Below are 12007 nucleotides of genomic sequence, written 5' to 3' on the forward strand. Positions count from 1 at the left end.
GTGGGTTTGGCTGATAGGAAATAAGAAAATTGGCGTGCGGCGTCCACTGAGCAAATTTGTGCACGAGACTCCGGTTTGTCGCTAGATTTTTGCAGACGTTTATAAAAACCTCGGCAGAGGAGGTCGATTTCTCGCGATTTCGACCTCCAATGTTTTCCCGATTCCTTATGCTTTAAGGTACAAGCCGGTCTACGGACTTAATCGGCGTTTTCCTTAGAAGCTGTTTAAACACGTCGCGAGCTTGTTCATGGCAAGGCGAAAAAACGCGAAAAACCGAAGTGTACATGGAGTACATGAGGATTTTGAGCGATTTTTCAACACAGTCAGGGACAAGTGCAGCAGTTTTTAAACAGCTTCTTAGAGCTTGGTACTCACCATAACCCCCACCCAACGAGGCAGACTTGGGACGTAAGTGTTCCAGTTGGAATTGAATCCGTAGTCGGTATCGAAGAGGTTCTTCACAATCACGCTGGCGTCAAACAGTTTGTCCCTTCTACCCACGCCGATCGCAAAATCAGTAATGCCAAAGGCGTCAACCACGGAATAACGGGATAGCGATGGATCGTTGTTGTAGCTTGTTGTAAAACGATAGTTGACGTTGGTATGGAAATTTAGCTTGTCAAATATTGGCCGCACATAATCGGCATTTAGGCTAAAGCTAAACTTGGCGGCACCCGGCAAGGTTTTACCGCTCGCATCGTAGTAAGGCGTCGAATTACCCCCGAGTTCCAGTGGATTAGCGAGAAACTTAAAGTCTACGTAACGAGCGTCGTTATAAGCGCCAGCGAATCGCAACGTGGTGTAGTCGATGCCGGAATAGGTCACGTCAAGTTCAACGCCTTTTGATTGCACCGCCGGCACGTTGCCGAGACCGCTGGTATAAGCAATTTTGCCGTCATTGTTTAGGATGGTTTGGGCCTTGTCCTCAAAATACATCGGTTGGAGGTAGTTGTCGATGTCGGTTAAATATACGTCGGCCGCGACAAACAGGGATTTATCCAAGAAAGACGACTTGAATCCCACTTCATAGCTATTGGTTATTTCCTCCTGGGCTAGTGCCGACTTACCACCGTTGGCTGTGGCGCCGACGATTTGGGAAATCCCGGCTTTTTCGCCATGCTGATAGGTAAAGTAGACCGTGTGGTCGTCATTGATTTTATAGCTCGGGCTGAAAGTGGCCGTTGGCAATACCTTTTGATAAGCTTCGGCTTCGGTAGCTTGGTACAGACCACCGATGCGGGCATTGCGGACGGCCTTGGCGTCGGCGACTTGCTGTTTCTGTGCGTTAGTTAGCGCCGCGTAGTTGGCCGCGTTGAAGTATTTTTGCGCGACCGAATCGGCCAGTGCGAGCTGTTCCGCCGAATTGGTCGTCAAGGCACCACTGGCGTTACTGTTAAACCCGCCCAGGGCCACGTTATTTCTTGACGCCGGATTCAATTCAGCGCCGAAACCCTGGTCTTCGATCCGGCGTTCCGAGGTGGTATTGCGATTTTCGTTAGTCAGGCGCACGCCGGTGTTGACTGTCAGCGCATCGGTAAAGTGTAAATCGAGATTGCCATAGCCGGCTATACTGGTATTGCGAATGTCGTCCTTGGTTTTGGTAAAAAGCCGGTCTATCGAATTCAACATCAGATAACGGCCGTTACCATTGGCGTCCAAGCGGTTGTATTGATCGACATTGGCATAGTAAGCCCCCGCATCGGAACCATATCTGGCGGTAGTCCAGCGCTCCGGTATCTCATTCTTGAATAAATACAGACCTGTCTGGTAGTCGACGAAGCCGCCGGTTTGCGAGCTTAGTTTCAGTTCCTGGCTGAACTGCTGGTATTCGACGTGACCGGTCGATGGCGAGCGGTCAATGTCGAAAACCGAGATCGGGCCGCCACCGGAGTCGAAATAAAAGTCTTTGTAGGCTGTAATCGAGGTGAGCGTGTGATTGAAGGCCTTCCATGACAGATTGAAGGTTCCCCCTTTGGTGCCGTAGTTATTGGTGTTCTGATTCAGCCGGTTGATTTTGTTTCCAAGGAAGTCGCCGTTGACCGTGTAGTTCTTTTCTTGCGCGAACCAACGGCGGCCAAGCCTACCGGTCGGTTCGAGCGCCTGGTTGACGGCGATGCGATTTCCCGCTGCGTTAACCGAGTCGTAAAAGTCCGGCGTTGCTCTGAAAAAATTCAGGTAATTGTTGGATGTTTCGTGGCCGACTGGCGTGTATTCCAGACTCACTTTGGCCGTGACATCTTCGGATGGCGTTAACAGGAACTGGAGCCGACCGTATGTTCGATCAGTGTTGGTGTAACTGAAATTCCTGTCGTTGACATTGACTTCCTGGCCTTCGGCCTGATCGCGGTAAAACGTCCCGCGCCAGGCGAGCAAACCGTCCAAAATCGGACCGCCAACAGCCGCTTGGGTTCTAATCGTATTGCGTTCACCAAAAGTCAGGGATGCGGAGGCGTCGGGTGTAAAGCCGGGGGCTCGCGTATTGACAGTAATTTGCCCGATGCTGGAGTTTTTTCCGCCCTGAGTGCCTTGTGGGCCGCGGGTAACGTCGAAGCTGTCTATGTCGATAAAGTTTACCGTTGCGCCGATGGCGGTGGTGCCATAGCTGACGCCATCCACAGTCATGCCCACACTCGGATCGAGCTGACCGACACCGGTCGCCCAGCCTACACCACGTATCATCAAGCTACCCGCTTGCGGATTGGTGTAAGTCTGTCGGACGTTGCCAACACGGGTAATGATGTCGCGAAAATCGACGGTATTTTGCTTTTCCAGTTCTTCGCCAGCGACGATGGAGACGGATTTCGGGGTGTCCTTTAATTTTTCGAGTTTACTAATCCGCCGCGCTCGCAATACCACTTCGCCAAGTTCTGTCGTCTCTTCGGCATCTTCTTTGGCTACGATTGTTTCAGGGAGGGCAGGGGGATTTGAGTCAGCGGTCGATGCGCCAACGTCCGCCGCGGGAGAACGTGCTGCGGCTACACCTTGTTTAAGCAACTCATTTTCTTTTTGCAGCAATTCATTTTTTTGCTCGATAGCCTGCAAATGTGCTCGTAAACGGGCTAATTCAGAATCTTCCTCATTGGCTAGTTTAGCGCTGGGTGCTTTCGTATTTGCCGCTTTTTTAGACACCGCTTGTACATCTTTGACACTTACCATAGATGAAATAGCTAGTACGGTGGCAATGCCTAAAGATAGTTGCCGACGCAGGCTGACGACACTCGGCACGTCCTGACGCGATCCGCTATTTAAACTAAGATCTGACAATATATACTTCATGATTTTCGAATCCTCCTTATTTTAAACGTTCCATCCCTTGTTACTGCGTCATGAACATTAACTTTTAGGGCTAGTTAATGCATGATGATTCAATTTAATATCAACTATTTTTAAATTAATATACAAATTAAAAGTTGGGATATTTCTTTAAAAGCAAATAGCGTGCCATTTATTTTTTTGGGCTTGTTTTGGGAAATATCCGGCTAAATAATCGTTATCGATAATATTGACAGATAAGGCTGATGAAATATAAACAATCGCTGTGGATACTGTGGCCGAAAATAAGCAATTAAAATTAATTTTTGGGTATAAAATAAGTGCATTATGATGTTATGTAGATAACAAAGAGCTTTTCTGGTCTTTTAAATATGCAAATGAATAATTCTTGGAATTGCTTATATGGATCACAACAGACCAGAAAGATTGGCGGTGACACTTAATCACGGTTTTTCTATAAACAAATCCTAGGCAATCAGTTCCTTGACCACTTTTCCATATACAACGGTAGGTCGCTCGGAGCGGCCATTATTCAGGAAAATTGTTTTTAAGTGATCCAAGCCCATCAATTGGAGAATCGTGGCATGCAGATCATAGGTATCGACTGTTTCACCTACGGCTTGCAAGCCCACTTCATCTGTCTGCCCATAAGTGGTTCCGGCTTTGATGCCGCCTCCGGCAAGCCATTGGGTATAGCCCCAAGGATTATGGTCGCGGCCGTTGCCGCTTTGCCCATACGGGGTGCGGCCGAATTCGGATGTCCAGACAATCAACGTAGAATCCAATAGGCCACGCTCTTTCAAGTCGGCAATCAGGCCGGCGATGGGTTTATCGACGGCATTTGCGTGGGCGCGGTGGTTTTTTTCCAGATCGCGGTGGGCATCCCAATTTAATGGTTCGCCATCAATCATCAACGGACCTGAGATTACCTGAATGAACCGTACACCCCGTTCGGTCAGGCGGCGTGCTCGCAGCAGGGTGGTGCCGAAGTCTTTACTGGCATTGTCGTCGAGACCGTATAGGGACTTGGTGGCATCTGACTCCTGGCTAATGTCGACGGCTTCCGGCGCAGTCGCTTGCATGCGCGCCGCTAGTTCATAAGAATTAATGCGAGCTTTGAGTTCGGTGTCTTCTGGATAAGAGGCCGCTCTATACTCATTTAGGCGTTTTAACAGGTCTAATTCGCCTCGTTGTTGCTTAGCGGCAATTAATGCCGGGCTCTCCAAATGCAGGATCGGCGATGCCCCAGGTCGGAACGGCGTACCTTGGTAAACTGCCGGCAGGAAACCGGCGCTCCAATGGGTGGCGGCGCCGCCATTCGGTACTTTTTTGTCGTTGTAAAGCACCGTATAGGCGGGCAAATCCGGATTGGCTGAACCTAAGGCGTATTGGATCCAGGCGCCAAGTGAAGGCCGGCCGGGATTGACATCGCCGGTATTCAGCTTCTGCACTGAAATATTATGGGTGGCGCCAATCGTCGTGCTGCCTTTGATAAAAGCGATTTTGTCGGCGTGTTGGGCCAGATTGGGGAGCAAGTCGGAGAACCACGCACCGCTTTCGCCGTGTTGCTTCCAGGCACGATTTGAAACAAACAATTTGGCATCGTTGCCTCCTCGTATGCCTTGCTTAATGCCTTTTAGGAACGAGGTCGGTATGGTTTTTCCCGCTAACTTGATTAGAGTCGGTTTGTAATCGAACAAGTCTAGACTGCTGGGTGCTCCGTCCTGATGCAGCCATATTACCGTTTTTACTTTGGCCGGGAAGTGCGGTGGTTTGGGACTAAGGGGATCAATCAACTCGGTTGCCAGGGCTGGGACGGCCAGAACGCCACCGCCTGGTAGCAAGGCGCTCAAGCTAAGTCCACCCAATCCATAGCCCGCCTTAACCAGAAAATCGCGGCGTGATGAATTACTCATAAGATATTCCTTTTGATTCAATTTAAAAGCGGTAAGCGAAATCGTTGGAGTTAGCGACGGTGTGCACCAAGTCGACAAAAGCAGCGGCCCGTATCGGGTTCAAGTCTTTAATGTCTTTCAAGCCAGTCGGTACACTGATCTCAAATTTGCCCGTCAATGCTTTTTCTTTGATCACTTGTTCTTGGCGGTCTAGGAAAGTTCGTAGTGTGGATTTTTCGGTGTCATCCGGGGCTCGAGCAAAGAGAATTTGGTAGAGCCGGTCGAGTTGGGCGATTTCGTTGCTGCCCGTTTCACGGATCACCCGGCCGGCCAGCGCTTGTGACCAATCGAGGACGATGTCGCTATTTAGCAATGTCAGCGCTTGGAGTGGCGTGGTCGTTACTTCCCGTTTATGGTGTACATGCTGCGCGGAAGCCATATCGAAAGATTCCAGTAGCGGGTAGGGCACGCTGCTGCGGGTAAATATGTATAAACTACGACGGTTATGGTCCTGGGCGTCCTTGGATACGACCCATTTGTCGCCGACCCCTAAATTGCCAGGAATGGGTGGGAAAACGCTAGGCCCGCCCACTTTTTCTTCGAGTTTTCCAGAAGCGACCAGCAATGAATCTCGAATCTCTTCAGCCTCCAAACGTTTGCGCGGGAAAACGGCTAAGAGTTTGTTTTCCGGATCCGCCTGATGGACATCGTCTCGATGCGCGGAAGATTGCCGGTAAACACTAGATAACAAAATCTGGCGATGTAGTTTCTTGACGCTCCAGTTATTTTTGACGAAATTGCCCGCGATATAATCCAAAAGTTTCGGATTGGTGGGTTTAGTCCCCGCCTTACCGAAATCGCTGACGGTTTCTACAATGCCGCGGCCAAAATACTGTTCCCAGATCCGATTCACGAAGACGCGTGCAGTTAAGGGATTTTTCTGGTCGGCGATCCAATTGGCCAATGCCGTACGGCGGCCGGATGAAAACGCCGTGGGCACGATCACGGGTTTTTCGCTGGATAAGGCTTCCGGGAATGCCGGTTGCACTTCTTCCAGTGGGCGATCTAGAATACCGCCAAAGAGCACGCGCGTCGGCGGTGCATCTGTGTAACCGAGTTCAGTCATCCCCGAAATAGTGTCGGAACCGTTAGGTTTGAGAGCGTCGAATTTTTTTAGTTCTTCTTGCAGGGCAAGGTATTGTTTATAGCGTTCCGGGTTTTTGGGGTCATAACCGGGGGCATTTTTATCCTTGGCGGTATCTTGCAGCCATTCGCGGAGGCTTCGTTCGGTAAACGCTTCGGAAAACCAATGGTTTACCCAGCGATCATGAGGACTCCATTGCTGGCGGGGTTTGTTCAAAGAAGCTTGCACATCCTTTGTATATCGTTCGCGGAAATAATTGGTGGCTTTTTGCCTGATCGGGTCGAGTAGGGCTTTCAGCTTTGCCCGTGTACCTTGGCTGGCTGCTTCCCATTTGGCCAATTTATTACGATATTCAATCTCTTGCGGGCCGATTGCGGCGGGAATCTTGTCGCTGGCGCTGAGGTTTGCGAAGAAAGCTTGCAGCGAAAAATAATCCTTTTGGCTGATCTTATCGAACTTATGGTTATGGCAGCGGGCGCAACCGACCGTGCTACCTAGAAACACTTCGCCTACGGTATCGGTAATATCCGTGGTGCTGATGTATTTTCTGTCCACGACTAAGCGGGAAAACGGATCATCGGGGTAACCGCGCAAAAAACCGGTAGCAATCAAGGCATCTTGATCTCCCGGGGCTATTTCATCGCCCGCTAACTGTTCCTGGATGAAGCGTGAATAGGGCTTGTCTTGATTGAATGCGTTAATCACATAATCGCGATAACGCCACATGTTGGGACGCGTATCATCAAGAGTGAAGCCAGCGCTGTCTGAATATCGTGCTAGGTCCAGCCAGCGCCGGGCTTGGCGTTCGCCGTAATGAGGGGAAGCGAGTAATTTATCGGCCAGTTTTTCATATGCGTCGGGTGCCGTATCGTTGACAAAGTTGGCGACTTCTTCGGGCGTGGGAATGAGTCCCCATACATCCAAGGTTGCGCGACGGATATAAGTGGCGCGATCAGCATCCGTGGACGGCGAAAGTCCTTTTGCCTCCAATGGCGCGAGTACAAACGCATCTATGGGCGTCCGTACCCAATTTTGATTTTTAACGACCGGTATGGTTGGAGCGTCTACCGGTTGATAAGACCATAGTTTGCTTTTGCTGCCGGAGGTATCACCGCTTGGTTTCTGTTCGGAGACTGTTGATGTCGTCGGTAGAATTTGCGATTCGGAAACTTGCGGTGCTTCTGCTTCAGGTTTGGTCTGCTTGCCATCTAGCGAGAGAGCTGTTGCTTTTGGAGCTAACCCATTCCAGAAATCATTAAAATTCGCCAATACGGCAGCCCCAATTACAACGCCTGTCAGAGCGAACAGTAGTGGGGGATAAGCTGCTTTTTTCATTTATTTCCTCCTTAAAATTTAAGCGCGTTATAGGCGGCGAAACCCTTCAACGTTAGATCAGCACGTAGTCGGTATTTTGTGTATTTACCTGCCTCTATTTTTAGAATGCCTAATAGACATTTTTGCTAAGCGACATGTTTTTTATATGCTTCTAAAGCTAAATAACAGTAATTTCATATGATATTTTTGGAGTGGCTGACGTTTGAAATGCAGCTAACGTGCCAATAGTATTTTTCAGAGTTGGATTCCGAAAGAAACGATATTTATATGATTGATTTATTTTTATAATTTGAATTTATAAGTTTTTTGTCTTTGAATTTTTTTTCAATATCTTTAACGTCGTAATATGTTTTTGCTGTTTATTCATCAGTGTGCAAACAGGATTTGTTTTTGCAAAAACAGTGATAGATGTTCACTTTGCTGGATTCCAGTCAGGAAATTAGATTTGAATGTGGTGCGGTATTACGGGTTTGGATTGGATAGCAATGTAAGGCTCCATCCCGTCCACCTGTAAAAGTTATGCGACCTGCGGCATCCTGTGATTTTTCGATCAGGAGTGAGTATGGCCGTTACATCGAAATGGCGTCAGCACATTGAAAATTGGCAAAGCAGCGGTTTGTCGCAATCCGAGTATTGCGTACAGGAAGGTATCAATGTCAGAACATTGGCTGCCAGACTGTGCGACTATCACAAACAGCCTGCGGCAGAGTTAGTCGCGTTAGTGCCGGTGCAGATTGCACCGACTGAGCCTGGTTCTGTGTCGACACCGGCGATAGCGGCCATTGTCTTTACCCACGTCCACGGTCATCGACTGGAACTTTCGCCTTCTGTGCCGGCTAGTTGGGTGGCAGAGTTGCTACGATGCCTGGCTTAATCGATTATCCCGCGCAGATTTGGGTGGCGGTGGTGCCGGTCGATATGCGGCGTGGCCTGGATGGCTTGTCAGCTATGGTTCAACAGAGTCTGGGGCATTCGCCGTACGCCGGATCAGCGTTTATCTTTCGTAATCGTGCCGGCAACCGGCTACGGTTGTTGATGTGGGACGGCAATGGCGTTTGGCTGTGTCAGCGCCGTTTGCATCAGGGGTCTTTTGTGTGGCCCAAGGTCGGTGATGGGGTGTTTGCGATGACTTCAAGCCAATGGCAATGGTTGGTTAGTGGTGTCGATTGGCAGCGCTTATCCACCCAGCCCCAAGCAGACTGGCAGGTGCGAATGCGGGGCAAAGCCCGAGGGTAAAAAACTACTGGAACCCAGTCATATCAAGGCTTTCAGCGGGAGATTGCGGTATAATAACCCCATGAATCCGCTAGCAAAACTTGAGCAATTGAATCTGGAGCCGGCTGCCAAAACCGAGGTGGCGGCACTGATTCAATCGCTGATCGAACAGGCGGAACGAGATGCCAAGATCATCCAAGCCAAAGAGGTCAAAATCGAAGCCCTGACTTACGAACTGGCCTATTACAAGCGCATCCGCTTCAGTACTAAGAGCGAAGCCTTAGCACCGCTGCAACGTGATGTGTTCGAGGAAACCTGGAACACCGACATCTCGGCTATCGAGGCCGAGGTCGAACAGCTGCAAGGCGACCAAGCGGGCGAGACGGTCACTAGGCCATCCAAACGCCCACGTGCCGGCAGAAAAATGCTCCTGCATTTTCTGCATTCGCCACATCCTTGTGGCTTGACGGCAACCCTTACCGGACCATCTGCCGCTGGTGGTGAGCGAGATAGGAAAATGCTGAACTCGATTTGGTCAGGTATTGGTCGTAAAGTCGAACGCAAGTGAACCACTGATGACTATGGGTATTCCAACGGTTGCGGATCGAATCGCCCAAACGGTGATCAAGCAGGTACTGGAACCGGAATTGGAGAAACATTTCCATCCCGGTTCCTTTGGATACCGTCCTGGAAGGTCAGCACATCAGGCATTGTCTATGACGCGGAAACGCTGTTGGACTTACCAATGGGTGTTAGAGTTTGATATTAAAGGTTATTTTGATAATATCGATCATGGTCTTTTGATGCGGGCGGTGCAGAAACACACCCAAGAGAAATGGGTGCTGTTGTACATAGAGCGGTGGCTGAAAGCGCCGGTGCAGATGACAGATGGGACACTACAGCCAAGGGATAGAGGAACCCCGCAAGGGGGAGTAGCTAGCCCCTTGCTAGCTAATTTGTTTCTACACTACACATTTGATGTGTGGATGCAGAAGCATTACCCTGAAATTCCGTTTGAGCGATATGCCGATGATGGCGTTTTACATTGTCGGAGCAAAGAGCAGGCGGTATATCTGGGTCGAAAGGATTCAAAAAAGGATCCGGTCTTGCGAGGGAAGGCAGATTACATACTGGAAGCAGGCGGAGAGGTACGTTGGGTCATCGAGGGTAAAGCGCCATCTTGTGCCATTGACGCGGATGAAATAGAACAAGCATGGACATACGCGAATCATCCAGAAGTACGTGCGGTTTATTTTTCGTTATGTAATGGCAAACGTCTATCGGTCTATCAAACCAACCGTGGGGCTGAATCGCCCCCTATCTTGTCAATTAATTAGAGTCTGCTCAGAAAATATAACCCATTGATTAAGCGTAGTTATTGAGGAATTTTGGTATAATTGCTGCACGAAAAACATGCCATTAGCCTCAAAAACCGTGCAGCCATGATTCGAACCACGAGCTCAAAACAACTGACGATAGCTGAATTCGACTGGCCGTTCGAGACAGCCCTGGATAAACACAATCGCTGGGTAAAACTGAGTGAGTGCATCCCGTGGGACGAACTGGCGGAATGCTATTACCAAGGGATGAGGGCGGACCGGGGCCGGCCGCTGAAAGACGCGCGGCGCGTAATCGGCGCGGTGATCATCAAGCACAAACTGTGTTTGTCAGACGTGGAAACCGTCCAGCAAATCCAGGAAAACCCGTACCTGCAATACTTCGTCGGCTTGCCCGGCTACCAAGCGGCGGCGCCGTTTGCGCCGTCGTTATTGGTCGAAGTGCGCAAGCGCATGGGCGAAGCCGTGTTCGAAGGCTTTCACCGCGCCATCATCGAGGCGCACGAGGGGCAAAAGCCGACCCCGACCAAACTGGAAACGCCGCCGGCCGCGGCAACGCCCGCTGCGTCTGAGCCGAAGGCCGCGGCTAGCGTGACCGCGCCTGAAGCTGAGGTTCAGCCCGAGGCGGCCGAAGCGGCCTTGGATTTTGCCGATAAAGACGGTGTCCCATCGGCACCGGAGCCGGAAGCACCGGCCGCCCCGCGCGGCCAATTGATTCTGGATGCCACCGTGGTCGAACAAGCCATCCGCTTTCCCACCGATTTGAGCCTGTTGAACGAAGCGCGGGAATTAACGGAACGGATCATCGACACCCTGTGCAAGCGCCTGAAGGTCACGGACAAACCCAGGACTTATCGCCACAAAGCCCGCAGTGCGTATCTGGCCGTCGCCAAACAAAAGCGCCCCGGCCGGAAAGTGCTACGCCGAGGCATCAAGCAACAGTGGCAATATCTGCGCCGCAACCTGAGCCACATCGAACAACTCTTGGCGCCCATCCCTCAGGGTTCGCCGCTGCCGTTGCCGGGTTGGCTGCTGCATCGCTACTGGGTGATTCAGCATCTGTACCAGCAACAATGGGACATGTATCGAAACCAGACCCGCCGCTGCGACCGCCGCATCGTCAGTATCAGTCAACCCTATGTGCGGCCGATGGTGCGCGGCAAGTTGGACAAGCCGGTCGAATTCGGCGCCAAACTCAGCGTCAGCCTGAGCGGCGAAGGCCTAGCTCATGTCGATCACCTGCGATGGGATGCCTTTCACGAAGGACTGGATCTGGTCTCGCAAGTCGAAGCGTACTTGGCGCGCTACGGCCACTATCCGGAACGGGTGCTCGCCGATCCGATCTACGGCACGCGCGCCAACCGCGACTACCTGAAGCAACACGGTATCCGCTTTGCCGGCAAACCGCTCGGCCGCCCCAAACGCGAAACCGAGGCCAACCGGGAGCAACTCAAACACGACAAAGAACAGCGCCGGCAGGAATACCTGCAGCGCATCCCCATCGAAGGCAAATTCGGCCAAGGTAAAAACGGCTATCGTCTCACCGACATCCGCGCCAAGCGCGCCAACACCTCGTTCGCCTGGATCAACACCATCTTCTTGGTGATGAACCTGCTGGTCCTGCAAGGGATCTTTTTTGCCCTCGGTCAATGCCGCCTGGTCGGGTTACTGCAAATGATCGTGCGCGCCTGGAAACAAAAGATTTGGAATCTGCGCACCCATTCTAACTTGGCCGACCCGATTTGCTCGTCATTGCCACAGCTGATTTACTGAGCAGACTCTAACTACGAACAACTGAGTGATCAAGA

7 protein-coding genes and 1 pseudogene are annotated in these 12007 nt (G+C 50.9%); 5 read left to right on the forward strand and 3 right to left on the reverse strand.

Annotated features, from left to right (window positions below; all coding sequences use genetic code 11):
- Positions 1 to 357 precede the first annotated feature (357 nt).
- The 3 genes from QZJ86_RS07555 to QZJ86_RS07565 form a co-directional block, all read right to left on the reverse strand.
- Positions 358 to 3276 (reverse strand): TonB-dependent receptor, encoded by a 2919-nt coding sequence (locus QZJ86_RS07555; RefSeq protein ID WP_301937803.1) that lies wholly within the window; start codon positions 3274 to 3276, stop codon positions 358 to 360.
- Between the two features lie 464 nt (positions 3277 to 3740).
- Positions 3741 to 5189 carry a DUF1501 domain-containing protein gene (locus QZJ86_RS07560; RefSeq protein WP_301937805.1) on the reverse strand — a complete coding sequence of 483 codons (1449 nt, stop codon included), beginning with the start codon at positions 5187 to 5189 and terminating at the stop codon, positions 3741 to 3743.
- A 22-nt stretch (positions 5190 to 5211) separates the two neighbouring features.
- Entirely contained in the window at positions 5212 to 7647 is a 2436-nt protein-coding gene (locus QZJ86_RS07565; protein WP_301937807.1) for a DUF1549 and DUF1553 domain-containing protein, read from the reverse strand.
- A gap of 562 nt (positions 7648 to 8209) precedes the next feature.
- Here QZJ86_RS07565 and tnpA point away from each other — a divergent pair.
- From tnpA to QZJ86_RS07590, 5 genes and pseudogenes are all read left to right on the forward strand, one after another.
- On the forward strand, positions 8210 to 8521 hold the full coding sequence (gene tnpA / locus QZJ86_RS07570; protein ID WP_301937808.1) for an IS66 family insertion sequence element accessory protein TnpA: 312 nt from the start codon (positions 8210 to 8212) through the stop codon (positions 8519 to 8521).
- Positions 8509 to 8883, forward strand: coding sequence for an IS66 family insertion sequence element accessory protein TnpB (gene tnpB, locus QZJ86_RS07575; RefSeq protein WP_301937810.1), 375 nt, complete (start codon positions 8509 to 8511; stop codon positions 8881 to 8883). The genes tnpA and tnpB overlap by 13 nt, the downstream gene beginning before the upstream one ends.
- A 61-nt stretch (positions 8884 to 8944) precedes the next feature.
- Positions 8945 to 9322: pseudogene (locus tag QZJ86_RS07580) on the forward strand (IS66 family transposase); the annotation flags it as partial.
- A gap of 115 nt (positions 9323 to 9437) precedes the next feature.
- Complete coding sequence (locus tag QZJ86_RS07585) at positions 9438 to 10199, forward strand: reverse transcriptase domain-containing protein (RefSeq protein ID WP_301937816.1); 762 nt, start codon at positions 9438 to 9440, stop codon at positions 10197 to 10199.
- 105 nt (positions 10200 to 10304) lie between these two features.
- Positions 10305 to 11972 carry an IS5 family transposase gene (locus QZJ86_RS07590; protein WP_301670507.1) on the forward strand — a complete coding sequence of 556 codons (1668 nt, stop codon included), beginning with the start codon at positions 10305 to 10307 and terminating at the stop codon, positions 11970 to 11972.
- The last annotated feature ends 35 nt before the right edge of the window (positions 11973 to 12007 follow it).

The sequence above is a fragment of the Methylomonas montana genome (genome assembly GCF_030490285.1).
GTDB classification, from domain to species: Bacteria; Pseudomonadota; Gammaproteobacteria; order Methylococcales; family Methylomonadaceae; genus Methylomonas; species Methylomonas montana.

What these genes read in the sequence shown, in the direction of transcription:
- QZJ86_RS07555 (WP_301937803.1), bottom strand. Translation starts at nt 3,276, where the DNA reads ATGAAGTATATATTGTCAGATCTTAGTTTAAATAGCGGATCGCGTCAG.
- QZJ86_RS07560 (WP_301937805.1), bottom strand. Translation starts at nt 5,189, where the DNA reads ATGAGTAATTCATCACGCCGCGATTTTCTGGTTAAGGCGGGCTATGGA.
- QZJ86_RS07565 (WP_301937807.1), bottom strand. Translation starts at nt 7,647, where the DNA reads ATGAAAAAAGCAGCTTATCCCCCACTACTGTTCGCTCTGACAGGCGTT.
- tnpA (WP_301937808.1), top strand. Translation starts at nt 8,210, where the DNA reads ATGGCCGTTACATCGAAATGGCGTCAGCACATTGAAAATTGGCAAAGC.
- tnpB (WP_301937810.1), top strand. Translation starts at nt 8,509, where the DNA reads ATGCCTGGCTTAATCGATTATCCCGCGCAGATTTGGGTGGCGGTGGTG.
- QZJ86_RS07585 (WP_301937816.1), top strand. Translation starts at nt 9,438, where the DNA reads ATGACTATGGGTATTCCAACGGTTGCGGATCGAATCGCCCAAACGGTG.
- QZJ86_RS07590 (WP_301670507.1), top strand. Translation starts at nt 10,305, where the DNA reads ATGATTCGAACCACGAGCTCAAAACAACTGACGATAGCTGAATTCGAC.